The following is a 25,201-nucleotide window of genomic DNA, read 5'->3' as shown; positions in this document are numbered from 1 at the left end:
CATGCCGGACAGGACGAGCGGTACGAGCGGTACGGACGACGACCGGCGCCTCACCCGCACCCCGCCGGACGCGGGGGTGCCGGCCGGCGAGCAGGCGCACAACGACGAGTGGGCCCCCGGGGACGCGGTGCCGGGCCACCGCACACCGAGGGAGGCCCTGCCGCAGGAGCGGCTCCCCGGGGAACCCGCTCCGGGCGAGCACCCGGGCGGCTCGCTCACCGGCTCGGCCGGCCCCGGCCCGGACGGGCTGACGGCCGACGGCAGCACTCCGCGGAGCACGGCACAGCCGGCACCGGGACCGGACACGGCAGGACCCGCCACGTCCCGGGCATCCGTGCCGGGGCACGGCACCGAGGGCCTGCGTCCCGGTACGGAGGACCTGGGCCCGGAAACACCCGGCACCGGCCTCGGCACCGCCGGCGTCGGCACGGACAGGACGTCCGGCGCGCCGGCCGCGTCCGGCACCGGCGTGGACGCGCCACTGCTCCCGCACGACGAGGCGGACCGGTGGGAACAGCGGATGCGGGAGGTGGTCGCCGGGTTCGTGGACGAGCCGAAGGCGGCCGTCGAGGAGGCCGACCGGGCGCTGGAGGAGATCGCCGCACGGTTCACCGAGGCGGTGACGAAGCGCCGCCGCACCCTGCGCACCTCCTGGGAGGGCGGCGAGGACCGCGGGCCCGGGGCCGGCAGCGACACCGAGCAGCTGCGGCTCGCCCTGCGCGACTACCGGGAACTGGCCGGACGCCTGCTGCACGGCTGACTCCGGCCCTTCCCCCCTGGCGGCAGCCCTGAGCTGCCGCCATTCGCGTACCACCTGCTCGACGCCGTACGGCGGCCGGCCCAGCGGCGGACCGGACGGCGGCCGTCATCCCCGGTCCCGACCACGTTCCCCGGGACGACCGGTGGCTTTCGCTCGGTCATGAACCCCTTGTGCCGGACGGGACCCCGCCGGGCGTTTTATCATGCGGCGGCGGTACGGCGATCCGCCCACCGCGCCAGGACGTTTCAGGGGGAACGCTCGTGCTCGAACTCACCATGGCCACCGTCTCCGGGGAGGACGCGGGCGCCACGGCCGGCATGACGATGGCCGAAGCGCCCAGCGAGCCCGGTGCCGTGCTGCGGGTCGGCCGCGACGGGACCGTGTGCCGGCTGGGCACCCCCGAGGACTGGCTGTTCGTCTCCCGGGTGCACCTGGAGTTCCTGTGCGGCCCCGAGGGTGTCTGGCAGGTGACCTGGCTGCAGGGCTCCCAGCCCGACCCGGCGTCCGAGGTCCGGGTCACCGTCGGGGAGTACGCCCAGCCCGTCGGCTACGGCGCGACCGTGGTGCTGCCGTACGGCGGGTCCGGCGAGATCGTCATCCAGGACCGCACCGCACCGCGCAGTGTGAACGTGGGCTTCTACCACGAGCCGTGAGGCAGGTGCCGGCGCATCGCGTCCCGGCGGTCAGCCCAGCACGTGGGCCAGCGCGAAACCGTCGTAGCCCTTGCTGCCGACGGTCTGGATCGCCGTACCGCTCAGTCTCGGGTGCGTGGCGATCAGATCGATCGCCGCGCGGGTGCCCACCACGTCCGGCTCGGTGCTGTCCGCGTCGGCGACCCGGCCGCCGCGCACCACGTTGTCCACGACGATCAGGCTGCCCGCGCGGGTGAGCCGCAGCGCCCACTCCACGTAGTGCCCGTTGTTGGCCTTGTCGGCGTCGATGAACACCAGGTCGAAGGGGGCCGGGTTCTCGTCGGCGAGCTTGGGCAGCGACTCCAGCGCCGGACCCACCCGCACCTGCGCGATCCGCTCCAGGCCCGCGCGGGCGATGTTCCGGCCCGCCACCTCGGCGTGTTTGGCGTTGTACTCCAGCGACACCAGCCTGCCGTCCTCGGGCAGGGCGCGGGCCAGCCAGATCGTGCTGTAGCCGCCGAGCGTGCCGATCTCCAGGATGTTGCGGGCGTTCTGGAGCCGGGCGAGCAGGTGCAGGAGCTTGCCCTGCGCGGCCGTCACGCCGATCTGCGGCAGCCCCGCGGCCTCACTCTCCCGCAGGGCCGCCCGCAGCGCCTCGTCGTCCGGTGAGAGCCGGCTGATGAAGTAGTCGTCGACGTCGTCCCACAGCTGCGACCCGCTCATAGCGCCTGGTGCCTTTCCCGAGTGTCGTTCCCGAGTCTTCCCCGGACTGCCTGCCCCTGCCCACCCAGATGATCCCAGCACACAACCCCGCACCCACGAAGGGGCACGGGGCTCCGCGCGCCAGATACGGCGGACCCCGCACCCGAGGGGGCGCGGGGAACCGCGCGGCAAGCCACGACGAGCCGCACCCGGCGAGCGACCGCAACCCTGCGGCACTCACCCGTCACGTGCGGACGGTCACCGCTCCTCCACGGCCGGCGCGGACCCCGGCAGCGGCCGGCCCGCGGACTCGGACATCCGCCACACCGCGAACCCACCCACGACGGCCGCGGCCATCATGTAGTACGCGGGCATCATCATGTTCCCGGTCACCCCGATCAGCGCGGTCACGACGAGCGGGGTCGTCCCGCCGAACAGGGACACGGACACGTTGAAGCCGATCGACAGGGAGCCGTAGCGCACCCGGGTCGGGAACAGCGCGGGCAGCGCGGCCGGCATGGCGGCCGTGAAGCAGACCAGCAGCAGACCCAGCGCGCCCATGCCCAGCGCGACGGCGACCAGGCTGCCCTGGCGGATCAGCAGCAGCGCGGGGACGGACAGGAGCAGGAAGCCCGCACAGCCCGCCGCGATCACCGGCCGGCGGCCGACGCGGTCGGTCAGGGCGCCCGCGAACGGCTGGACGACCATCATCAGGACCATCACGCCGAGCACGACCAGCAGGCCGTGCGTCTCGTCGTACTTCAGCTCACTGGTGAGATAGCTCGGCATGTACGACAGCAGCATGTAGTCGGTGACGTTGAAGACCAGGACCAGGCCCATGCACAGCAGCAGCGCCCTCCACTGGCCCGCGACCATCTCGCGCAGCGGCACCTTCGGCCGGGCGGCCTCCGCCTTCTCGACCTCGGCGGCGAACGCCGGGGTCTCTTCCAGGCGCATCCGCAGGTACAGGCCGATGATGCCCATCGGGCCCGCGATCAGGAACGGGATCCGCCAGCCCCAGGAGGTGAGGTCGTCGGAGGAGAGCAGGGCCGTCATCAGGGTGACCAGGCCCGCGCCGCCTATGTAGCCGGCGAGCGTGCCGAACTCCAGCCAGCTGCCGAGGAATCCGCGCTTCTTGTCCGGGGCGTACTCGGCGATGAACGTGGTGGCACCCGCGTACTCGCCGCCGGTGGAGAAGCCCTGCACGAGCCGCGCGGCCAGCAGCAGGAGCGGCGCGCCGACGCCGATCGTGGCGTACGACGGGATCAGGCCGATCGCGAACGTGCCCGCGGCCATCATGATCATGGTGACGGCGAGGACCTTCTGCCGGCCGACGCGGTCGCCCAGCGGGCCGAAGACCATGCCGCCGAGCGGCCGGACCAGGAAGGCCGCCGCGAAGGCGCCGAAGGTCGACAGCAGCTGCGCGGTCGGGTTGCCGGACGGGAAGAAGACCTTGCCCAGGGTGACCGCGATGTAGCTGTAGACACCGAAGTCGAACCATTCCATCGCGTTGCCGAGCGCCGCCGCCTTCACGGCGCGCTTGACCAGCGCGGGGTCGATGACGGTGACATCACCGGCGTCGCGGGCCGTGGTGGCCCGTCGTGACTTCAGGGGCGGGTTGACGGCTGTGACGGTCGCCAAGACGGAGCTCGCCTACCTTTCGACGGGGACAGGGGACGGACCCGGACGGCGTCGCTGACGTACGACGGGCCGAAAAACGACCATAGGGGCATGTCTGCCCTTTACGTACCGTGTGCGGATCGATGCTGCATGCAGTTAAAGGCGGGATACGCAGGTACTCCTGCCCCCTCACCACCTGCCATTCCGCTTGATCGATGTGATCCTTGTCGCCTCCCCGGCACGCAACCGAGGGTCACCGGGACTGCCGTCCGGACTGCCGCTTCCGGACAAAGACGGATCGACGTCAGGTGAAGGGGAGGTTTCCCGCGTCCCCCTGCACGGGGCCCGAAAGCCTCTTGGGAGGCTTGGAGGGGGCCCGGCGCGCAGGACGCGCCCGGGACGCGACGGGGCGGGAGGCCGACGAGGCGTGGCGAACGTGCGGCACAGCGGGCGACCGACGGATGCCTTAGCGGGAGCGGCGGCCGGAACGCGGCTGCGCGCCGCCCGGCTCGCCCTGTGGGCGATCGCGGCGATCCTCGCCGTACGGCAGATGACCGTCGTCCTGACCACCCCGAGCGGCGAACGGCTCACCGACCTGGAGACCTGGGTCGGCCCCGAGGGCGTCCTGCACGTGAAGGGCTCGATCTACGACTCGACGAGGTTCACCGGCACCCCCTTCGGCGGCCTGGTCCTCAAGCCCCTCACCCGGTCGGCGGAAACCGCCCTCGGCTGGGGCTGGACCTTCGGCACCCTGCTGCTGGTCGTCGCCCTCGGCCTGGTGGCCGCCCGCGCGCTGCCCCAGCCGGTCAGCCGTCGCACCTCGCTGCTGGCCGCGCCGGTCGCCATCAGCCTCCTCATGCTGTCGCTGCCGGTCCGCAGCGCCCTGTGGCTCGGCCAGACCAGCATCATCCCGGTGCTGCTCGTCCTGCTCGGCTGCTTCACCGTCCGCGGGCAGCGCGCGAGCGGCCTGTGCCTGGGCCTGGCCGCCGCCCTCCAGCCGACCGTGCTGCTCTTCGCCCCGCTGCTGTGGTTCACCGGCCGCCGCCGGGCCGCCCGCAGCACGGCCGGCACCTTCGCCGCGTGCACCGCGCTGGCCTGGGCGGCGCTGCCGCACGACTCCGCCACCTACTGGGTGCACCACACGGCCGGCGTGGGGCTCGGCGGCGAGGCCGACGGCCTCGCCAACCAGTCCCTGCACGGCGCCCTGCTCCGCCTCGGCCTCACCGGCCCCCTGGAGATCGCCCTCTTCCTGCTGCTCGGCGCCGCCGTCGCCGGCCTCGCCCTGCGCCGCGCCGTCCGCTACGCCCACGACGGCCAGCTCCTGCTCGCCGTGGCGGTCACCGGCTGCGCCGCGGTCGCCGTGTCCCCCACCAGCTGGCAGCACCAGCTGCTGTGGGTGCTGCTCGCGGTGGCCGGCCGGGTGGGCAGGCGGGCCTCCGACCGCTACGTCTGGCCGGTCGCGGTGATCCTCGTGACCACGCTCCCGGCGCGGATGATGCTGCCGGACACGCCGGTGCTGTACCCGCTGCGGGACGACCTCGTGCTGCTCGCGGCCCTCGCCGCCGCCACGGCCGTCCCCTTCCTGTCCCGCACCTCGCCGCACTACCAGATCCCGGTCCCGACGGAGTACGCCCCGCGGTCCCCGGCCCGCTTCCGCCGCGTCCCACCGCCGCCGGCCCTCCGCCGGGCCCTCACCCGCCCCAACCTCCTCCTGGAGCTGCTCCTCATCCGCGTCACGTACGCGGCCTACCAGCAGGTACGGCTGGCCGCGACCGGCGGCACCAACTCCGGGGGCCGCGCCACCGCCGAGCACCACGGCCGCCTGGTCCTCGCCGCCGAGCGTTTCCTGCACATCGACATCGAGCACGCCGTCAACCACGCCGTCGTCAGGGTCGGCTGGCTGCGGGGCTTCTTCGACCACTACTACGAGACCTTCCACTTCATCGTCCCGCTCACCCTCCTCGGCGTCCTCTACCGGCGCCGCCCGGTCGACTACCGCTGGGCCCGCGCCTCCCTCGGCTTCGCCACCTTCCTCGCCCTCATCGGCTTCTGGCTCTTCCCCCTCGCCCCGCCCCGCCTGATGCCGGCCCTCGGCATCATCGACACCGTCCACGGCGTCCAGGACTTCTCCCAGCCGGACTACGGCACCCTGACCGCCCTCACCAACCAGTACGCCGCGATGCCGTCCCTCCACTTCGGCTGGTCCCTGTGGTGCGGGATCGTCATCGCGGTCATCGCGCCGAAATGGTGGATGAAGGCCCTGGGCCTGCTCCACCCCCTCTTCACGGTCTCGGCCATCGTCGCCACCGGCAACCACTGGGTCCTGGACGCGGTCGGCGGCGCGGTGGTGGTCGGCGCGGGGTTCGGACTGGACCGTCTCCTCCTGGGCGCACGCGCACCTGCCGTAGCCGCGGAGCGGGCTGTGCACGAGTCCCCGGCGTCACAGCCGAGTGCCGTCCGCACACCGGGACGCCGCAGCTGAGTCCGCCGGTCCGGGGTTCCGTCCCGCCCCACCCGACGCAGCATCCGAGTCCAGGCAACCGCGGTCGGCACGGTGATGCTGATCTCCGCGAGCGCTGCCGAAGCCTCGGCCACCGCAGTCATCGGCTTCGGCAACGCGGTCATCGACGACGTATGCGCCGACACGGGCTCTCCCGCTGCTCGCGGCACCGCCACGGCCGGACCCGGCACGCTGGACGCGCCGGCCGTGGCCGTGCCCGTCGGCTCACCCGGAAGGTCGGCTTCCTGAGCGCAGCTGCCCTTTCCTGGGCGTCCGCCGGCACCCAATGCCCTCACTCCCGTCCCGACGCCACCACCGCCGCCCCGCCGGCGGCCCCCGCCGCGAGGAGGAGGGGGAGGGCCAGGCCGTGGTGGAGGACCAGCCACGCGCCCAGGCCGGCGCCCGCGGCCATGGCGAGGGCCGAGGCCGTGCGGCGTGGGGAGCGGTGGCCCGTGGCGTCGCCGAGGCGGGACTCGGAGGCCAGGGCCGTCAGGGTCATCGTCAGGACCGTGGTGGTGAGGTCGGGGACGCCGAGCTTGCGGACGGTCGCGTTGCGCAGGCCCATCGCGAAGGCCGTGAGGGCGATCAGGGCGTAGTGGGCCGCGGTGGCGTCCGGCCAGGCGAAGGCCACCGCGGCGGAGCCGCCGACGAGCACCGCCTCCGCCGCCAGGGTCCGCCGGGCCCACGCGCGGCGCGAGCCCCGGACGTGGCGGGCCGCCACCCGGCCGCCCGCCGTCGCGCCGAGCAGGAAGCAGACCAGGGACGTGGCCGTGTGGGGCACCGAGAAGCCGGGGGCGCCGGCCGCGGCGAAGCCCAGGACGACCACGTTGCCGGTCATGTTGGCGGTGAAGACGCGGCCCAGGCCGAGATAGCTGACGGCGTCGATCAGTCCGCTCACCACGGTCAGCACCAGCAGTACGGCCACCAGCCGCAGCCCGCGCGCCTCCGGGTCCGGAACCGGTGGCGGTACCGGTGGTGTCGGCGTCGTCATCGTTCCTCCGGAGGGACGGTGGCCGCGGGGGTGGAAAGAACTCCCCACGGCGCGCGAAAGAAGTCCACCCCGAGGACGGGGGGCTCTCGGATGTCCCGGCGCAGCCTGCGTCCGTAGCGTTCCGGACATGACACAGGACACGCGCGAAGTGGCGGGAAAGCAGCCCGGTCGGCCCATGCGGAAGGGGCCGGCGGTCACCCTGGGCGCCCTGGCGCTCGTCGGGGTCGCCGGGGTGGTCCCGGGGCTGCCCGCGGCCGAGGGGCAGGGGAGCGGTGACCGGGGGGAGGTCGTGTCGGTCGTACCGGTGGCCGCGCACAGCCGCGCCGAAGTCGCCCGGGCCCTGGGCCGTCAGCACATCGGGGCCGTACCGCTGCGCTACGGAGTCCTCGCGTACCGGGTGACGTACCGCACGGTGGACCCGCAGGGCCGGCCCACCACCGCGACCGGCCTGCTGACCGTGCCGGCGGGCGGCGGGCGCCGGCTCGGCCTGGTCTCCGACACCCACGGCACCATGGCGAACCGCGCCTACGCCCCCTCCGTCGCGGAGGACGCGCGAACACGGTCGTACCTGTTCGCCGCCACCGGGCGCGCGGTCGCCGCGCCCGACTACCTGGGCCTGGGCGAAGGACCCGGACGGCACCCCTACATGGACACCCGGTCCGCGGTGACCGCCTCCGTGGACATGCTGCGCGCGGCCCGGACGGCGAGCCGTCTGCTGGGGCGCTCACTGGACCGGGACCTGTACGTCACCGGATTCTCCCAGGGCGGCCAGGTGGCGATGGCGCTGGCCCGGGCCGTGCAGGGCGGCGACGCGGCCGGGTTCCGGCTGAAGGCGGTGGCGCCGGTGGCGGGGCCGTACGACCTCCAGGGCACCGAGGAGCCCGCGCTCACCGACGGGCGGGTCAACGATGTCAGCGGAGTGTTCTACCTCTCCTACTTCCTCGTCGCCCAGAACCGGCTGCACCCGATCTACAAGGACCCCGCCGAGGTGTTCCGGCAGCCCTACGCCGGGCGGGTCGAGGGGCTCTTCGACGGGCGGCACAAGGACGAGGACATCGTCCGGCAGCTCGCGCCGACCGTGCGGCATCTGCTGACCGACCGCTTCTACCGGCAGCTGCGCCGGCCGGCCGGCGGCCTGCTTCAGGCGCTGCGCACCAACGGGCACGCCTGCGACTGGAAGCCCGACGTGCCGGTGCGGCTGTACGCGGGCAACCGCGACACGGACGTGCCCATCGGCAACGCCCGGACATGCGCGCGCACCCTCGCCGGCCGGGGGGCGAGGGTGCGGGTGCTGGAGGTGGGGCCCGTCGACCACTTCGGGTCGGACCGGGCGGCCCTGGCCGGGATCGCCCGCTGGTTCAGCGGTGCGACCGCGTAGGGGTGGCTCAGTACCAGCCGTTGGCCTGCCAGAAGTTCCAGGCCTGGGCCGGGCTGCCGTAGCGGGAGTTCATGTAGTCCAGACCCCACTTGATCTGGGTGGCGGGGTTGGTCTTCCAGTCGGCGCCGGCGGAGGACATCTTCGAGGCCGGCAGGGCCTGGACCAGGCCGTAGGCGCCCGAGGAGCTGTTGGTGGCGCTGGGGTTCCAGCCGCTCTCGTGCTCCACGATCCTGCTGAAGGCGTTGAACTGCGCGGCGTCCGGGATCATCTTGTGCGCGATCGCCTGGGCGGAGGAGCCGGAGGAGGCGGCCTGGGCGGGCGCCGCGGAAAGCGCCATGCCGGCGGTGGCGGCGGCCAGGGCGACGGTGGTGAGGGCCTTCTTCGGGGAAGCGATGCGACGGATGAAGGAGACGGACACGGAGAAACCTCTTCGGTGGGGGACGGTGGATCACCCGCATGGGAAGGACCACGCACTGTGGCCGCATGCGGCGGCGCCGCGGCCCGGGTGGGCTCGTGGCGCCTGGTGACGTCCTAAGAGAAACAGGCGGGAAACGAGTCCGCAATGACCCCTTTTACTAGTTGTGGCCGGATCTGCCCGTCTGACCGACTCTGTGGCGTGGGTCTCAAAGCGCAGGTCAGAAGGGGTGCATGGAAGGGTGTATCGGACAAATGGGACTACGACTCAGGTTCGTAGGTGACGTGCGTCATGTGGGGTGCTTCACCGTCCCGCTCACCGTGCGGACACGGCGCCTCACGCACCGGGACCGCCGGCTGTGACGGCCGTCTCGCACCGGGACCGTCGAATGTGACCGCCGTCTCGAACGCCGCCCGCCGCGTGGCCCGGCGCAGGGCACGCAGCACCGCCGGACCGAGAGCGAGCGTCAGCACCACCGTGCACACCGCCCGGCCCAGGTCCCAGCCGAGCGAGGTGGCCAGGCAGTACGCGACGAAGCGGGCCAGGTTGGCGGCGACCGGCGCGTCCGCGTCGAAGGAGATGCCTGAGGCCGCCGCAGCCATGAACGGCCAGCCGGCCAGGTTCATGACCGTGCCGTACGCGAAGGCCGCCAGGAAGCCGTAGGCGGCCAGCACCGCCAGTTCACCGCGCCCGCGCAGGCGGACCGGCCCCGGAAGTAGGCCGGCGCCCATCGTGAACCAGCCCATCGCCAGCATCTGGAACGGCAGCCACGGCCCCACCCCGCCCGTGAGCAGCGCGGACGCGAACATCGTCACCGAGCCCAGCGCGAACCCGAAGCCCGGGCCGAGCACCCGGCCGCTGAGCACCATCAGGAAGAACATCGGCTCCAGCCCCGCCGTCCCCGCGCCGATCGGGCGCAGCGCCGCCCCCGTCGCGGCCAGCACCCCCAGCATGGCCACGGCCTTCGGCCCGAGATCCGACTCGGAGATCGTCGCTGCCACGACCGCCACCAGGAGCAGCAGCAGACCGGCGAACAGCCACGGCGCGTCCTGGGCGTGCGCGCTCAGCCCGGAGCCGGGCGGGGCGAGGAAGGGCCAGCCGAAGGCCACCACACCCACCGCGCCGCTGATCGCGAGCGCGGCGACGGAGCGGGGGCCGAGGCGGACGGCACGGACCCGCGGGGCACGGCTCATGCCAGGGCCTCCCGCACCTCGGACACCGTCAGCCACCGCTGCGGGGCGAGGATCTTCGTCACCTGCGGGGCGAACGACGGCGACGACACCACGATCTCGGCCGTCGGACCGTCGGCGATCACCTCGCCCTCGGCTAGCAGCACCACCCGGTGGGCCAGCTCGGCGGCCAGTTCCACGTCGTGCGTCGCCAGGACGATCGCGTGCCCCTCGGCCGCCAGGGTGCGCAGGACGGCCACCAGACGGCCCTTCGCCGCGTAGTCCAGGCCGCGCGTCGGCTCGTCCAGCAGGAGCAGGGGAGGGCGGGCGGTCAGCACGACGGCCAGGGCGAGCGCCAGGCACTGGCCCTCGGACAGGTCCCGGGGGTGCGTGTCGTCCGCGATCCCCGGCAGCAGCCCCGACACCAGCGCCCGGCAGGTGCCGGGCGCCGCGCCCGCGTCCCGGTCGGCCGCCGCGCACTCGGCGGCCACCGTGTCCGCGTACAGCAGGTCGCGCGGCTCCTGCGGGACGAGACCGGCCTTGCGGACGAGGTCCCGGGGCGAGGTGCGGTGGGGGACGGCGCCGCCGACGCTGACCGTGCCGGTACCGGGCGCCACGAGCCCGACGAGCGAGCCGAGCAGGGTCGACTTCCCGGCACCGTTGCGGCCCATGAGGGCCACCGTCTCACCCGGGGTCACGGTCAGGTCCACCCGCCGCAGCGCGTGGACACCGTCCCGGCGCACGGAGAGGGCACGGACCTCGGCGACAGGCGCGTCCGGCGGCACCGGCCCGGGGGAGGGGCGGCGGCGGAACAAGGGGCGGCGGGTGGGCCCGGCGGGTGCGGCGGGTGCGGGGTGCCGCGACTGGGCGGGAACGCCGGTGGCCGTGCCGGCCGGAGCGGTGCCGGTACCGGTGGCGGTGGCGGTGCCGGTACCGGTAGTGGCGGTGGTGGCGGTCTCAGCCGCCGTCCTGGCCGCGGCGGTCAGGCGGGTGCGCAGGTCGGCCGCGCGGCGGCGGGCGTCCCGGACGGTCAGGGGGAGGGGGGACCAGCCGGCCAGCCGGCCCAGGCCCACCACCGGCGGGAACACCGGGGACACGGCCATCACCTCGGCCGGGGGACCGACGACCGGTGCCGCACCGGGCGCCGGCAGCAGGACGACCCGGTCGGCGTACTGGATCACCCGTTCCAGCCGGTGCTCGGCCATCAGCACCGTCGTCCCCAGGTCGTGCACCAGCCGCTGCACCACGGCCAGCACCTCCTCCGCGGCGGCAGGATCCAGCGCCGACGTCGGCTCGTCCAGGACCAGCACCCGCGGATGCGGGGTGAGGACCGAGCCGATCGCGACCCGCTGGCGCTGCCCGCCGGACAGCGTGGCGATGGGCCGGCCCCGCAGCCCGGCCAGGCCCAGCAGATCGAGGGTCTCCTCCACCCGGCGCCGCATCACGGCCGGGGCGATCCCCAACGACTCCATACCGTAGGCGAGTTCGTCCTCAACGGTGTCCGTCACGAAGTGCGCGAGCGGATCCTGGCCCACCGTGCCGACCACGTCGGCCAGATGACGCGGCCGGTGCGTACGGGTGTCCCGGCCGGCCACCGTGACACGCCCGCGCAGGGTGCCGCCGGTGAAGTGCGGCACCAGCCCGCTCACCGCGCCCAGCACCGTCGACTTGCCGACCCCGGACGGACCGGCGAGCAGCACCAGTTCACCCTCGGGCACCTCGAAGTCGACGCCGGCGACGGTGGGGCGGGCCGCACCGTCGTACGTCACGCTGACATCCTCGAAGCGGATCACGACGGCTCCCTGGGGACGACGAAGGCGGGCAGCAGGGCGAACAGGACGGCCGCGGCGGGCCAGACCGGAAGGCCGGGGGCGACCAGGGGCACGACCCCCGGGTGCAGCGCGTCCGGATCACGGACGGAGGCGAGGGTGAGCAGCGCGGCGACCGCGGCACCGGAGCCCGCGACCAGCCAGGCGCGCGCACCCCACGGGTCCGGGCGGTACCGGGTCCGCGGGGAGCGCCGGCCGCCCAGCCGCAGGCCCGCGAGCGCTGCGGCGACCCCGGCGCACAGCACCGGGACGCCGTACGCGCCCCGTTCGGCCGTCAGCAGCCCGTACGTTCCCGCGCACACGCCCAGCAGACCACCGAGGGTGAGCGCGGCCGTCGTACGGCGGACCCGGGCGGGAACCTCGGCGGTACGGCCGTAACCGCGCGCCTCCATCGCGGCGGCCAGCGCCACCGAACGCTCCAACGCGCCCTCCAGGACCGGCAGTCCGACCTGGAGCAGGCCCCGCACGCCCCGGTCCGGACGGCCCCGCAGGCGGCGGGCGGCCCGCAGCCGCCGGACGTCGGCCACGAGGTGCGGCGCGAAGGTGAGCGCGACGACCACCGCCACGCCCGTCTCGTACAGCGCGCCGGGCAGGGACTTCAGGAGACGGGCCGGGGACGCCAGCGCGTTCGCCGCGCCGACGCAGACCAGCAGGGTGGCGAGCTTCAGCCCGTCGTACGCGGCGAAGACCACCGCCTCCGCGGTGACCCGGCCCCCCAGGCGGATGCCCTGCGCCCAGTGCGGCAGCGAGACCTCGGGAAGGGTGAGAAGCGTGTGCGTGCCGGGGATGGGCGAGCCGAGCGCCACGGCGAAGAGGAGCCGGACGAGGACGACGGCGAGCCCGAGCCGCGCGAAGGCGGCGTACGAGCGGGACCAGGGCGCGGACGACCGGTGCGTCGCCACGACGTAGCCGGAGGCGGCTATGAGCAGGCCGAGAAGCAGCGGATTGCTGGTACGGCCGGCAGCGACCCCCAGCCCGAGAGCCCACCCCCACCAGGCCCCAGGATGCAGAACACCCCCACCGGAACCCGACCTTGACCGCAACTCCTCAGGGGCGCGGGGAACTGCGCGATCAGCCACGCCGCACCCGCACCCACAAGACGCCCCGCACCCTCCTCCGGTCTCACCCGGAGTCATCGCGCCGCCGCTTGGTCCGCCACACCGCCGCCCCCGCCAGCGCGGCGACCACCGCCACGCCGACCGGCAGCCCCAGCGACGGCCCGCCGTCGGACGCGTTCCCCCCGTCGGACGCGGTCCCGCCCCCGGCGGAGGTCTGCTCCCCGCACCCCTTCCGCGGATACCCGCCGATCGCGCACAACAGGGCGTTGGCGTCGTAGCGCAGAGGCTTCGCCACAGCGGCCAGCGCCTCCGCCGCCGTCGCGTCCGGCGACACCCGCGCGCACGCCGTACGCGACGCCGGCGGAGTCTCACCGGACGGCGCGTCCGACGCCGTACCGAAGTCCAGCACCAGACCCACCCGCTTCGTACCGGACTTCGCGTGCGTCCCCGCGCACACCGCGGCGAAGTCCGCCGTACCGCGCGGCCGGCTCGCGTCCGCGGAGTCCGCGCTCACCGCGAACCGGAAGCCCTGCACGCTGCCGTCGTCGGGCCGGACGGACGCCGGGCCCTGCGTGGCGTACGCCCAGTGGCCCCCGGTGCGCTCCCAGAACGACCAGTAGCGGTAGCCGGTGGCGCCGGCCTGCCCGGCGGAGCCGGACAGGAGCGCCGCGGCGACGAGCACCGGCACGGTACGGCGGACGGCCACGGTACGGCGGACGGAGGTCACGGCTGCCGCTTCTTCCGGCCGCTCAGCAGGAAACCGATGCCGATGCCCGCGACGAGACCGACGCCGACGATCCACCAGACGGCGGTCTTCGAGTCCTTCTCGTCGGAGGCCGACGGGTCCGCGGCGGAGTCCAGGTGCGGGGCCGGGCCGAGCGCGTTGAGGGAGCGGACCAGGCTGGTGCCGTCGAAGTCGCCCGGCTGCTCCCCGACGGCGTGCGCGGCGAGGATGAGCTGCGCGTACGCGGCCGGGCCGCTCTGCGTCGCCCACTGGGCGGCGTTCTTCTCCAGCCAGGCGTACGCCGTGCGGGCGGCGTCGGTCCGGCCGTCCGCGGCGAGCGCGACAACGGCGTCCGCGGTGTTGCCGAAGTCGGGCTGGTCCTTGGCGCCGGGCAGCGTGGACCGCAGATGGCCGGTCTTCGCGACGGCCGCCGCGAGGTAGGCGCCGGCGTTGTCGGCCACCTGCGCCCGGGTGAGGTGGCCGGCCTCGGTGCAGGCGTCCTTCGCCGGGGCCTTGCCGGCCCGGACCACGAAGCCCTTGCCGAGGGCGCCCAGCAGGCCGGCCGCCGTCGCGTCCGCGTTGGCGAGCAGCTTGCCCTTCTTGTCCGGCTGGAAGGCGAGGGCGCCCCCGCCGTCCTGGCCGCAGGGGACGGACCAGGCGGGCAGCGGGTCGTAGGGGGAGCGGCCGGACTTGCGGACGTCCGCCGGGTCCGTGCCGGCGGCGGTCAGCGCGCCGATGACGACGGAGGTGGAGTTGGTGTCGCTGGGGTCGCCCGGGTAGTAGCCCCAGCCGCCGTCCTTGTTCTGCACGGACTTCAGCCAGTCGACGGCCTTGCCGGCCGCGGCGCCGCGGCCGCCGACCGCCGCGAGGGCCTGGACGGCGGCGGCGGTGTTGTTGGTGTCGAGCTTGACCTTGCTGTCGCAGGCCGTGCCGGGGGTGGCGCGGAACGCGGCGAACCCGCCGTTCGCGCACTGCTGTCCGGTGAGCCAGTCCACGGCCGCGGCCGCGGGGCGGTAGCCGACGGTGCGCTGGGCGACGATCGTGAGGGACTGCCGCCACACGCCGTCCCACGTCGGGTCGCCCTTGCCGTACAGCCCGGACGGGACCGTCACCTGGGGGGACGGCGCGGACGGGGACGGGTCGGCGGCCGTGGCGGGCGCGGCGGCGGCCAGCACGCCTACGGCGGCGAGGGCCGCGGCACTGCGGCGGACGTTCATGGTCGGCGACTGCCTCTCCTGCGGGGAGCCGGCAGCGCGTGGGAGAACCCTCGGGCGGCTCGGCTCCGTAGAACTCGACGGTGCCGTGCGCGGCGGGCCGCCGGCGCACGGGAGCCGGTCAACGTCCCGTCCGGGGCGGTCCGGCGCACCGTCGGACGACGGTTCACGGACAGGGATGTCCCCTGCCCGGGCCAAGTCGAGGGCGTGGGAAGGGCCTACGCCGGAATTGCACCGGCTTCCCCCCGTACGGGTGTGATGACGACCCCGCCACTGTACCGGCCGCCCCACGCGGGCCGAGGGGTGGCCGTCGGCACACGGCCCCGGTGACCGGGGTCACGGCGGTGACGGCCGCGACGGCCGTACAGGTTGTCGCAGAGGGCGGGGCGGCGCCCGCGCGAGCGTGGTGCGGGCGGGCCGTCGTACGTACACGGACCGTCAGGTGCACCCGCCGCACCTGCCGTCCGCCGGGCCTGCCGTCCGCCGGGCCTGCCGTCCACTGGGTCTGCCGTCCGCCGGGTCTGCCAGGTCTGCCGTCTGTCGGGTCTGCCCTCCGCCGGGTTTGGCGGACCTGCCGGACCTGTCGTCCACCGGACCTGCCGTCCACCGGACCTGCCGTGCACTGGGTCTGCCGGACCTGCCCTCCGCCGGTGCCGGCGTCGGGCCCGGTGGGTGTTCGTGGCCCTGCCGGGTCGCCGGTGCCGGCGTCCGACCCGGCCGGGTGTCCGTGGCCCGGCGGGCTACGCCGCGTACGTGTTCGCCGTCGGGGTCACCGTCGCGCTCAGGTGGCGGGCCATGCGGCGCAGTGCCTCCTCGCACTGCGCGGGGTCCTCACCGGTGGCGACCCAGTGCGCGAGCCGGTCGGTGACGTCCGCGTGGGCGGCGGCCGTCACCAGGTCACCGGACCGCCGGGTGAGGACCATGCGTTCGGCGGACGGCTCGTGCGCGGCGCCCGGGTCCAGGCGGAGGTCGGTCAGGCGGCCGGTGGTGGCCGGGTAGGCGAACTGGACGGCGGCGGCCCGCTGCCGGGTCGGGGTCAGTTCCGGGAGCCGGCCGGTGGCCAGTGTGGCGGCGGCCCGGGCGAGGTCGACGCCGGTGGCCTGTTCCACGAGCAGCGGGAGCAGGTCGCCGGGCAGGTGCGGGGCGACGCCCGTGACGCGGGGGCCGCGGTCGGTCAGCCGCAGGGTGAGGTGCGCGACCGTGTGTGTGAGCCCGAGCGCGCGGACGGTCCGCTCGACGCACTGGCGCAGGAACCGGTTGTGCAGGAGCCCGTCATGGGCGTGGACGCAGTGCCGCAGCGCGCGGCGGGCGGGCGCCGGGCCCGTCGTCGTCCGGGTGAGCGCGACGATGCGGATCTCGTCGTCGAGGACGACGGTCTCGGCGGACACGAGCGGCCCCTCCGTGTCCTCGGGGCCGGCCGGCGTCACCCGGTGCCGCAGCAGCAGCGCCCGCAGCGCGGCGGGGTCGGCGCAGGCCGCGGCCGTCTCGTACGGCAGGCCGGGCAGCCCCAGCCGGGCGGCGACGCGCGCGGCCGTCACCAGATGCTCCGCGGACCAGGTGAGCAGGCCGCCGACCGGGCGCCGGGCCGCGTACCGCAGGACCGCGTCGGCCGTCTGCGCCTCGCGGGCCGGGTCGGCCGCGAGGTGGCCGGCCAGATACGGGCGCGCCCAGGCGGGCGGCTCCGGGTCGACCAGGATCACCGGATGGACCGCGGCGATCCGCGCCAGCGCGAACTCGCCGCACGCGTCCCCGTGTCCGGCCCCCAGGAGGAGGACGGGCTGCGCCATGGGTGCCTGGTCCTTCCTCGACGGCGAAGGCGGACGAGAAACACCCCGGGTGCCGCTCCCCCATCGGCGGCACCCGGGGCGGGTCAGATCTTGCTCTCTGTGCAGTGATCCTCACCCACAGCACCAGCAACTGTCAACGATAGCTGCGTACTTCCGCAGGGAGTGTTGTCACGTCTGGTAGGCGCACGGGCGACCCGGTAACCTCGCGTCAGCTCAGCCGCCGAACGGACGACACGCCCAGGGGGGACCTCGGTGAGTGACGCCTACGCCTCGCTGGCCGAATTCCTCGACCGGCTGGGTGAGTTGACCGGACGGCCGGGCCGCCTGCCGGAGGTCCTCGACGTGGCCGGCCTCTCGTACCGCACCGGCATTCCCGTAGGTACCGTCGTCGAACTCCTCAGCGGGGGCCGGGTGTCCGAGCCGTGCCTGGCCCAACGAGTGCGCCAGCGACTGGATTTCATCCGGGAGACCCGGCGCAGGCCCGACGGCAAGCGGTACTCCCTGGACGAGCTGGCCCGGATCGCCGGGACCAGCCGGCAGTGGCTGAGCGAGTGGCGCAAGAGCGGTATGCCGAGCCTCGAACACGCCGACCGGTTACGCCGGTTCTTCGGCCTGCCCGCGGGCTTCTTCACCGCGGACGGACCGGAGGCGCTGCACGAGGCGCTGCAACCGGTGCTCCAGAGCCTGGAGGCCGAGGCCGACCCGCTGCTGCGGCTGCGCGAGAGCGGACTGGTCCGGCTGGCCGCCCGCGCGCCCCAGATGAACGCCCGGCAGCTCGCCACCCTGGCCGACCTGGCCGAGATGATCATCTCCTCGGAGCGGGCGAAGGACACCGGGCGTGCCTGAGCGACCCGCCCGGTCCCGGAAGTCCCCGGCGCCCGCTGCCCGCCCGCGGCCGGCGGCCTGCCCGCCGTACCCGAAGTCCCCCAAGCGCTTCCTGGACCAGCTCGTGCGCGACACCGTCCGCACCCTCACCCCGCCCACGGAACCGAAGGCGTTCCTGCACGCGCTGTGCGCCACGCTCAGCCCGCGCCTCGACCGCCCGGTGCGGCTGAGGTTCGTCGCCTTCCCGGCCACCCTGGACGTCTCCGGGATCACCCTCGCCCGGGACGAGGAGTACCTCGTCGTGGTCGAGGAACGCGCCCCCGAACTGCACCAGTTCGTCATCGCCGGGCACGAGATCGGCCACGTCCGCTACGGCACGCTGGACGTGCACTACCCGGCCGGGCTGCCCGCCGCCGCACGCCGGCTGCTCTCCCGGGCCGAGGACGACATCCCCTGGGACCAGGTGGTCGCCACGGCCACCCGCTCGCCCGCCGCGCCGGCGGCCGCGGCCGAGTGGGAGGCCGAGGAGTGCGGGCTGCGCCTCGCGGCCAAGTTCTCCAAGGTCGTCGGGCCGGGCGCGGCCGGCCCGACGACCCAGGACACCCTGACCGACCGGCTGTCCTCCTCACTGGGCAACATCGGCGGGCCCTGATGCGCTGGGACCTCGCCGGCTGTCTCGCCGCCTACGCCGTCCCGGCCGTCCTGCTCGGCGTGGCCTTCGTGATCAAAGTGCCGCTGCTGCGGCGCGCCTGGCAGGACCCGATCCTGCGGGCCACCGCCCTGCTGCTGGGCATCGGCGCGGTCGTCTTCGCCTCGCTGCCGCCGGCCGGCCTGCACGGCATCAACGAACTCACCGGCATCCCCAACTTCGCCGGCCTGTGGGTCTACTCGCTGCTGACCGTCTACTGCGGCGCCTGCCTGTGGCTCATCATCACCTGGCGCGAGCCGCCGTCCGCCGTCCGCCGCCGGCGCACCCGGCTCGTCTGGGTGACGTACGCCGTGATCATCGTCGGCCTGTGGACGACGTTCCTGCTCGGCGACCACCATGTGGAGCGGGTACGGGACCTCGACACCTACTACGCCGCCACACCCTGGATGCGCGAGTTCGTGCTGCTCTACCTCGTCGCCCACCTGGTGTCGGCGCTGGTCGCGGCCGGCATGCTGTGGGCCTGGTTCCAGGAGGTGGAGGAGACCTGGCTGCGCCGGGCGGTGATCTTCCTCCAGGAGGCCTACGCCCTCGGACTCCTCTTCGACCTGGCGAAACTCGCCGCGATCGGCGCCCGGTGGAGCGGCCGGGACTGGGACTGGCTGTCCACGTACGTCGCCCCGCCCTTCGCCATCGCCGAGGCCGCCCTGGTGGCCGTCGCCTTCATCGCCGGGCAGGCCGGGCCACTGGTGGCGGAGCGCCGCCGGCTCGTGCGCACGTACCGGCGCCTGAAGCCGCTGTGGCAGATCATGCTGACCGTCAGCGCGCCGGCGGCCCCGGCGACCGGCCGGGTCAGCGGTGCCGCCCTGCGCCTCGAACTGCGCCGGGCCGCCATCAACGACGGCCTCCTGAAGCTGGCACCGCACCTCAGCGGAGCCCGGCGCGAGCGGACCCTGCGGGCGGCGACGGCGGCGGGCCACCCGGAGTGCGTGGCGCGGGGTATCGCGGCGGCGGTGGACATCCTCGTCGCCGTCGAGCTGCTGCACGCGCCACGGGCCCGGGACCGCCCGCCACCGGCCGGCCTCATCGCCCCTGTCCGCGGTCCTGGCACGGCCGGCCCCACCGCCCCGGCCTGCGGTCCTGGCACGGCCGGCCGCACCGCCCCCGCCTGGGGTCCCGGCGAACTGGAGTCCGTCGCCCACGCGCTGCGCTTCCACGCCGCCGCGGTCGACGGGTTCCGCCACCGGACGGCCACCACGGAGGGCCTCCCGACCCACGTCTGACCCATCCGGCGCACCGGCCGTACGGCCGTACCGCCTCCCGGCGCGCCCCGCAGGCACCTGCCCCGGCCCGCCCGCCTGTCCGGCGGGGCCAGCCCTGTACGGAGCCGCCGCCGGGCGTCACCGGAGGTCCGGCCGGTCAGGGCGCCGGACCCGCCGGGGTGGCCGGACGTTCTCGGGTCCGGGTGCTGCCGGGGCGCCCGGGGGCGGTGTCACCCCGGGGGCAGGGGGCCGGAGGCGCGGGGTAGGCTCCTGCGTTTCGACGGGTACCGACCGGGGTGGGGAAGACAGCGTGCGCAAGTCCGAGGCCGAGCAGCTGATCGAGCGGGCGTACCAGGCCTGGGACGCCGAGGAGTGGCTGACCGCCGCCGGTCTGCTGGAGCGGGTGCTCGCCCACTTCCCCGACGAGGAGACGAGCGGGGTGTGGTGGTACGACGCCGCCCTCGGCCACAAGTTCCTGCGCAACTGGGCGAAGGCGTACGAGCTGGGCCGGGAGGCCGCCGCCCGCGCCCCGCGCGGTGAGGGCGACCCGGCGTTCTGGAACCTGGGCATCGCGGCCACCATCCAGCGCGACTGGGTCACCGCGCGCCAGGCGTGGGAGGGGTTCGGCATCACGCTCCCGGCGGGCGAGGGCGCGATCGAGGCCCGTCTCGGGCCGGCGTGCGTACGTCTGGACACGGGCGGCGAGCGCGAGGTCGTGTGGATCGACCGGCTGTGCCCGACCCGGGGCCGGGTGATGAACGTACCGGTGACCGCCGGCCGCCGGTACGACGAGGTCGTCGTGCACGACGGCGAGCCGACGGGCCGCCGGGTCGTGGACGGCCACGAGTACCCGGTCTTCGACGAACTGCTCCTCTTCGAGCCCTCCGGCCTGCCGACGCTCACGGTGACGGTGCACGCGGCCGGGGCCGCCGACGTCGAGGCGCTGGTCGAGCTGTTCGGCGGGCAGGACTACGGCGCCGAGCCCGCGAGCGGCTTCGACCTGCTGTGCTCCTGCTGTAGCGCGGGAACGCAGGAGCGAGAGCGGAACACGCACGCCGGCACCCAGCGGGTCTCCCTGGCCGCGCCGCCCGAGGAGGCCCGCCGTCTGCTGGAGGAGTGGGCCGGCCGGCAGGCGCCCGCCCGGAGCTGGAAGGGGCTGGCACCGGCCGGCTGAGCGGCACCCGGCACAGCCACCGCACAGGGCACAAGCAAGGACCTACGAGGCGGGTTCCCTTCGCCGGCATGGTCCGGATCAGGTGCTGGGGGTCGCCGTCCGGCCTGACTGCTGCCGTCCGGCCTCTCAGCCCCACCGTCGCTGTCGGCCCCGGCGGATGCTTGCGCGTCTCGCCGTAGTCGGCTACTCCGGTTGGACTCCCTCACTCGCCTCGTAGGCTGTTATCAGCATAGCCCGGTCAACGGTGTCAGAACCCGTCATTTCGTACCACTTACCGACAATTTGGGTATTCGGTCAGTCGTCCGGTTCCGTCAGGTCGATCAGGCGGCACACCGTCCCCAGGTCGGCCTCCACCTGGGCGACGGAGGCGCGGCCGGACAGCCAGGTGGAGAGCGCCGAGTGCCAGGTGTGCTCGATGACCCGGACCGCGGACAGCTGCCCGGGCGTGGGGTCCGCCAGTCCCGTCGCCTCCAGGATGATCGCGGTCGTCTGCCGGGAGACCTGCTCGACCTCGGCCGAGACGCCGCGGTCGGCGAAGATGAGGGCGCGGACCATGGCGTCGGCCAGGCGGGGTTCGCGCTGGAGGGCGCGGAAGGCCCGGATCAGGGTCTCGGTGACCCGCTCGGCGGCCGTGTCACCGGTGGGGGGTCTCTTGCGCAGGGTGCCGTGCAGGTGCTCCAGCTGGTCCTGCATGGTCGCCACGAGGAGATGCACCTTGGACGGGAAATAGCGGTACAGGGTGCCGAGGGCCACCTGGGAGACCTCGGCGACCTCACGCATCTGCACGCCGTCGAACCCGCCCCGGCCGGCCAGCTGGGCGCTGGCGCGCAGGATGCCGCGCCGGCGGGCCTCCTGCCGTTCGGTCAGCTGCGCGGGTGCGGCTGCCCGTCCGAGTGGGTCCGGGGGCTCGGGGGACGGACGCGGGGGACGGGCTTCGGCGGGCATGGGTACCGTCCGTGACAGTCGGTGAGGTCGTCCGTGGGGCTCGCGATCAGCCGGCATGGCAGCGCCGCGCGCCGTGGCGCGAATCACCTGATCCACTGCTCACCGCGCTCCTACCTGCCGGTAGATTCAGAGCCTCCTGAACGATCAAGTCTGAAACTTGTTCTAGATTATCTCCCGTCGTAGTGTCGCGGGCAGTGCAGGCAGAAGGGGGCACGGAGTGACCGCTGAGGCCCGGGAGGCGGGTGCCGGCCAGGAGCCCGCTGCCGGTGGGGGTCCCTCCCGCCCGAGCGCGGCCGGGGGCGGGGCGGAGCGGCCGCTCCACATCGCGCTCCTCACCTACAAGGGGAACCCGTTCTGCGGGGGACAGGGCGTCTACGTACGGCACCTCTCGCGCGAGCTGGCCCGCCTCGGCCACCGGGTCGAGGTCATCGGATCGCAGCCGTACCCCGTCCTGGACGAGGGCTACCCGAACCTCGCCCTCACCGAGCTGCCCAGCCTCGACCTCTACCGCCAGCCCGACCCCTTCCGCACCCCCGGACGGGGCGAGTACCGGGACTGGGTCGACGCCCTGGAAGTGGCGACCATGTGGACCGGCGGCTTCCCCGAGCCGCTGACCTTCTCGCTGCGCGCCCGCCGCCATCTGCGCGCCCGCCGCGGCGAGTTCGACGTCGTCCACGACAACCAGACCCTCGGCTACGGCCTGCTGGGCGACATCGGCGCCCCCCTGGTGACCACGATCCACCACCCCATCACCGTCGACCGGCAGTTGGAGCTGGACGCGGCCGGCACCTGGCAGCGCCGCTACTCGGTGCGCCGCTGGTACGCGTTCACCCGCATGCAGAAGCGGGTCGCCCGCCGCCTGCCCTCGGTCCTCACCGTCTCCGGCAGCTCCCGGCAGGAGATCGTGGACCACCTCGGCGTCCGCGACGACCGCGTCCACGTGGTCCACATCGGCGCCGACACCGACCTCTTCGCGCCGGACCCGGCCGTGCCCGAGGTCCCCGGACGCATCGTCACCACCTCCAGCGCCGACGTGCCCCTCAAGGGCCTGGTGTTCCTCGTGGAGGCGCTCGCCAAGCTGCGCACCGAGCACCCGGCCGCGCACCTCGTCGTCGTCGGCAAACGCCCGCAGGAGGGCCCGGTCGCCCAGGCGGTCGAGCGGTACGGCCTCCAGGGCGCCGTCGAGTTCGTCAAAGGCATCTCCGACGCCGAACTGGTCGACCTGATCCGCTCCGCCCAGGTCGCCTGCGTGCCCTCCCTGTACGAGGGTTTCTCGCTGCCCGCCGCCGAGGCCATGGCCACCGGCACCCCGCTGGTCGCCACCACCGGCGGCGCGATCCCCGAGGTCGCCGGCCGGGACGGCGAGACCTGCCTGGCCGTACCGACCGGTGACGCGGACGCCCTCGCCGCCGGTCTCGGCCGGCTGCTCGGCGACCCGGTGTTGCGGGCCCGGCTCGGCGCGGCCGGCCGTGAGCGGGTGCTCGAACGCTTCACCTGGGCCCGGGCCGCCGAGGGCACCGTGGCCCGCTACCGCGAGGCCATCGCCCGCTCCGGCGGCCCCCGCCCCCGGCCGCAGGACCCCGGCCGCCCCGCGGCCATCCCCGGCGTCTACACCGAAAGCAGGGCCACGTGCTGACCGTCGACTTCTCCCGGTTCCCGATCGCCCCCGGCGACCGTGTCCTGGACCTCGGCTGCGGAGCCGGGCGGCACGCCTTCGAGTGCTACCGGCGCGGCGCCCGGGTCGTGGCGCTGGACCGCAGCGCCGAGGAGATCCGCGAGGTCGCCAAGTGGTTCGCGGCGATGCGGGAGGCCGGGGAGGCCCCCGAGGGCGCCACCGCCACCGCCATGGAGGGCGACGCCCTCGCCCTGCCCTTCCCCGACGACTCCTTCGACGTCGTCATCATCTCCGAGGTGATGGAGCACATCCCCGACGACAAGGGCGTACTCGCCGAGATGGTCCGCGTGCTCCGCCCCGGCGGCCGGCTCGCGGTCACCGTGCCCCGCTACGGCCCCGAGAAGGTCTGCTGGACGCTGTCCGACGCCTACCACGAGGTGGAGGGCGGCCACATCCGCATCTACCGGGCCGGCGAACTGGTCGCCAAGGTCCGCGAGGCCGGCCTGAAGCCGTACGGCAGCCACCACGCGCACGCGCTGCACTCGCCGTACTGGTGGCTGAAGTGCGCCTTCGGCGTGGACAACGACAAGGCGCTGCCGGTGCGGGCGTACCACAAGCTGCTGGTCTGGGACATCATGAAGAAGCCGCTCGCCACCCGCCTCGCCGAGCGGGCCCTGAACCCGCTCATCGGCAAGAGCTTCGTCGTCTACGCCACCAAGCCGCACCTGCCGCGCCTGGCCGACGCCGGCACCGAGACCTCCGAGGCGGCCGCCAAGTGACCACCCCCCGGACAGAACACCTCGTCCTGCCCGGGGTCCTCACCGCCGAGCAGGCCGCCGCGACCGTCCGCGGCATCCTCGCCGTGCAGCGGGAGGACGGTGCGCTCCCGTGGTTCCGCGGGCACCACCTGGACCCGTGGGACCACACCGAGGCCGCCATGGCCCTGGACGCGGCCGGTGAGCACGAGGCCGCCGAGCGGGCCTACGACTGGCTCGCCCGGCACCAGAACGAGGACGGCTCCTGGTACGCCGCCTACGCCGACGGCGCCCACGACGACGTCACCGACCGGGCCCGCGAGTCCAACTTCGTCGCCTACATAGCCGTCGGCGTCTGGCACCACTACCTGTCCACCGGCGACGACATGTTCCTGGACCGGATGTGGCCGACCGTCTACGCGGCCATGGAGTGGGTGCTGCGGCTCCAGCAGCCCGGCGGGGAGATCGGCTGGCGCCGCGAGGACGACGGCGCACCGGCGACGGACGCCCTGCTCACCGGCAGCTCCTCCGTCCACCACGCCCTGCGGTGCGCGCTCGCCATCGCCGAGGAACGCGAAGAGCCCCAGCCCGACTGGGAGTTGGCCGTCGGCGCGCTGCGCCACGCGATACGCCGGCACCCCGAGCGCTTCCTGGACAAGAACCGCTACTCGATGGACTGGTACTACCCGGTCCTCGGCGGCGCGCTGACGGGCGAGGAGGCCAAGGCGCGCATCGAGGAGTCCTGGGACCGGTTCGTCGTCCCCGGCCTCGGCGTGCGCTGCGTGACCCCCAACTCCTGGGTGACCGGCGGCGAGTCCAGCGAACTCGCCCTGGCCCTGTGGGCGGTGGGGGAGTCCGACCGCGCCCTGGAGATCCTCCAGTCGATCCAGCACCTACGGGATCCGGACAGCGGCCTGTACTGGACGGGCTACGTCTTCGACGACGACGCCGTCTGGCCGCGCGAGCTGACCACCTGGACCGCGGGCTCCCTGCTGCTGGCCGTCGCCGCACTGGGCGGCCACGAAGCCACCTGCGCGGTCTTCGGCGGGCAGTACCTGCCGGCCGGCCTGGCCCCCGACTGCTGCGACTGACCCGTACCGGCCGCGCACCGCCCCGCCGGGGGCGGATGTCCAGCCGGACCGACGGGCCGAAGACGGGCACCGGGTCGCCCGGGCCCTTGCGCTGTCCGGACGGCCGTAC

The 25,201-nt window shown here is 74.5% G+C and carries 22 protein-coding genes; 11 read left to right on the top strand and 11 right to left on the bottom strand.

Translation table 11 applies throughout. The annotated features are described in order from the left end of the window. Position 1 precedes the first annotated feature (1 nt). Positions 2–760 (top strand): hypothetical protein, encoded by a 759-nt coding sequence (locus ABZ117_RS00110; protein WP_356816083.1) that lies wholly within the window; start codon positions 2–4, stop codon positions 758–760. Between the two features lie 260 nt (positions 761–1,020). Beyond that, positions 1,021–1,413: a hypothetical protein gene (locus ABZ117_RS00105; protein WP_356816082.1), complete on the top strand. Its 393-nt coding sequence runs from the start codon at positions 1,021–1,023 to the stop codon at positions 1,411–1,413. Between the two features lie 30 nt (positions 1,414–1,443). Here ABZ117_RS00105 and ABZ117_RS00100 read toward each other — a convergent pair whose 3' ends face one another. Continuing rightward, entirely contained in the window at positions 1,444–2,115 is a 672-nt protein-coding gene (locus ABZ117_RS00100) for an O-methyltransferase (protein ID WP_356816081.1), read from the bottom strand. 237 nt (positions 2,116–2,352) lie between these two features. Beyond that, positions 2,353–3,705: a glycine betaine/L-proline transporter ProP gene (proP, locus tag ABZ117_RS00095; protein WP_356816609.1), complete on the bottom strand. Its 1,353-nt coding sequence runs from the start codon at positions 3,703–3,705 to the stop codon at positions 2,353–2,355. Positions 3,706–4,141: 436 nt separating this feature from the next. On the opposite strand from proP, the gene ABZ117_RS00090 reads away from it, so the two are divergent. Then, on the top strand, positions 4,142–6,196 hold the full coding sequence (locus ABZ117_RS00090) for a bifunctional glycosyltransferase 87/phosphatase PAP2 family protein (protein WP_356816080.1): 2,055 nt from the start codon (positions 4,142–4,144) through the stop codon (positions 6,194–6,196). Between the two features lie 310 nt (positions 6,197–6,506). On the opposite strand, the gene ABZ117_RS00085 is transcribed toward ABZ117_RS00090, so the two are convergent. Beyond that, positions 6,507–7,205: a YoaK family protein gene (locus tag ABZ117_RS00085; RefSeq protein WP_356816079.1), complete on the bottom strand. Its 699-nt coding sequence runs from the start codon at positions 7,203–7,205 to the stop codon at positions 6,507–6,509. Positions 7,206–7,332: 127 nt separating this feature from the next. On the opposite strand from ABZ117_RS00085, the gene ABZ117_RS00080 reads away from it, so the two are divergent. Next, positions 7,333–8,583 (top strand): alpha/beta hydrolase, encoded by a 1,251-nt coding sequence (locus tag ABZ117_RS00080; protein ID WP_356816078.1) that lies wholly within the window; start codon positions 7,333–7,335, stop codon positions 8,581–8,583. Positions 8,584–8,590: 7 nt separating this feature from the next. Here the strand turns inward: ABZ117_RS00080 and ABZ117_RS00075 are convergent, their stop codons facing one another. The 7 genes from ABZ117_RS00075 to ABZ117_RS00045 form a co-directional block, all read right to left on the bottom strand. Beyond that, positions 8,591–9,001 (bottom strand): transglycosylase SLT domain-containing protein, encoded by a 411-nt coding sequence (locus tag ABZ117_RS00075; protein WP_356816077.1) that lies wholly within the window; start codon positions 8,999–9,001, stop codon positions 8,591–8,593. A gap of 257 nt (positions 9,002–9,258) precedes the next feature. Continuing rightward, positions 9,259–10,191: an ECF transporter S component gene (locus ABZ117_RS00070; RefSeq protein WP_356816076.1), complete on the bottom strand. Its 933-nt coding sequence runs from the start codon at positions 10,189–10,191 to the stop codon at positions 9,259–9,261. Beyond that, complete coding sequence (locus ABZ117_RS00065) at positions 10,188–11,960, bottom strand: ATP-binding cassette domain-containing protein (RefSeq protein ID WP_356816075.1); 1,773 nt, start codon at positions 11,958–11,960, stop codon at positions 10,188–10,190. Before ABZ117_RS00065 ends, ABZ117_RS00070 begins: the two co-directional genes overlap by 4 nt. Then, a complete protein-coding gene (locus ABZ117_RS00060) occupies positions 11,957–13,039 on the bottom strand; it encodes an energy-coupling factor transporter transmembrane component T (protein WP_356816074.1) in 1,083 nt (360 codons plus the stop codon). The genes ABZ117_RS00065 and ABZ117_RS00060 overlap by 4 nt, the downstream gene beginning before the upstream one ends. Positions 13,040–13,118: 79 nt before the next feature. After that, a complete protein-coding gene (locus ABZ117_RS00055; RefSeq protein ID WP_356816073.1) occupies positions 13,119–13,781 on the bottom strand; it encodes an SCO2322 family protein in 663 nt (220 codons plus the stop codon). Then, positions 13,778–14,995, bottom strand: coding sequence for a prenyltransferase/squalene oxidase repeat-containing protein (locus ABZ117_RS00050; protein ID WP_356816072.1), 1,218 nt, complete (start codon positions 14,993–14,995; stop codon positions 13,778–13,780). Before ABZ117_RS00050 ends, ABZ117_RS00055 begins: the two co-directional genes overlap by 4 nt. Positions 14,996–15,732: 737 nt before the next feature. Beyond that, positions 15,733–16,779 carry a hypothetical protein gene (locus tag ABZ117_RS00045; protein WP_356816071.1) on the bottom strand — a complete coding sequence of 349 codons (1,047 nt, stop codon included), beginning with the start codon at positions 16,777–16,779 and terminating at the stop codon, positions 15,733–15,735. Positions 16,780–17,031: 252 nt separating this feature from the next. Between ABZ117_RS00045 and ABZ117_RS00040 the strand changes: the two genes are divergently transcribed. From ABZ117_RS00040 to ABZ117_RS00025, 4 genes are all read left to right on the top strand, one after another. After that, complete coding sequence (locus tag ABZ117_RS00040; RefSeq protein ID WP_356816070.1) at positions 17,032–17,625, top strand: XRE family transcriptional regulator; 594 nt, start codon at positions 17,032–17,034, stop codon at positions 17,623–17,625. Beyond that, the gene (locus tag ABZ117_RS00035) at positions 17,618–18,256 is read left to right on the top strand and encodes a hypothetical protein (RefSeq protein ID WP_356816069.1); all 639 of its coding nucleotides are present in this window, start codon (positions 17,618–17,620) and stop codon (positions 18,254–18,256) included. Before ABZ117_RS00040 ends, ABZ117_RS00035 begins: the two co-directional genes overlap by 8 nt. Further along, the gene (locus ABZ117_RS00030; RefSeq protein ID WP_356816068.1) at positions 18,256–19,533 is read left to right on the top strand and encodes a DUF6545 domain-containing protein; all 1,278 of its coding nucleotides are present in this window, start codon (positions 18,256–18,258) and stop codon (positions 19,531–19,533) included. Before ABZ117_RS00035 ends, ABZ117_RS00030 begins: the two co-directional genes overlap by 1 nt. Before the next feature lie 289 nt (positions 19,534–19,822). Continuing rightward, positions 19,823–20,686 carry a tetratricopeptide repeat protein gene (locus ABZ117_RS00025; protein WP_356816067.1) on the top strand — a complete coding sequence of 288 codons (864 nt, stop codon included), beginning with the start codon at positions 19,823–19,825 and terminating at the stop codon, positions 20,684–20,686. Between the two features lie 294 nt (positions 20,687–20,980). Here ABZ117_RS00025 and ABZ117_RS00020 read toward each other — a convergent pair whose 3' ends face one another. Further along, entirely contained in the window at positions 20,981–21,631 is a 651-nt protein-coding gene (locus ABZ117_RS00020) for a TetR family transcriptional regulator (protein ID WP_356816066.1), read from the bottom strand. Positions 21,632–21,848: 217 nt separating this feature from the next. Between ABZ117_RS00020 and ABZ117_RS00015 the strand changes: the two genes are divergently transcribed. From ABZ117_RS00015 to ABZ117_RS00005, 3 genes are read left to right on the top strand one after another with little or no spacing between them, the layout of a single operon-like run. After that, positions 21,849–23,267, top strand: a complete 1,419-nt coding sequence (locus ABZ117_RS00015; protein ID WP_356816065.1) for a glycosyltransferase family 4 protein — start codon at positions 21,849–21,851, stop codon at positions 23,265–23,267. After that, positions 23,261–24,025 (top strand): class I SAM-dependent methyltransferase, encoded by a 765-nt coding sequence (locus ABZ117_RS00010; protein ID WP_356816064.1) that lies wholly within the window; start codon positions 23,261–23,263, stop codon positions 24,023–24,025. Before ABZ117_RS00015 ends, ABZ117_RS00010 begins: the two co-directional genes overlap by 7 nt. Further along, positions 24,022–25,092: a prenyltransferase gene (locus ABZ117_RS00005; protein WP_356816063.1), complete on the top strand. Its 1,071-nt coding sequence runs from the start codon at positions 24,022–24,024 to the stop codon at positions 25,090–25,092. The genes ABZ117_RS00010 and ABZ117_RS00005 overlap by 4 nt, the downstream gene beginning before the upstream one ends. The last annotated feature ends 109 nt before the right edge of the window (positions 25,093–25,201 follow it).

The organism is Streptomyces sp. NPDC006309 (assembly GCF_040613095.1).
In the GTDB taxonomy this organism is placed as follows: Bacteria; Actinomycetota; Actinomycetes; order Streptomycetales; family Streptomycetaceae; genus Streptomyces.
This window is presented reverse-complemented; position numbering and strand designations above follow the sequence as displayed.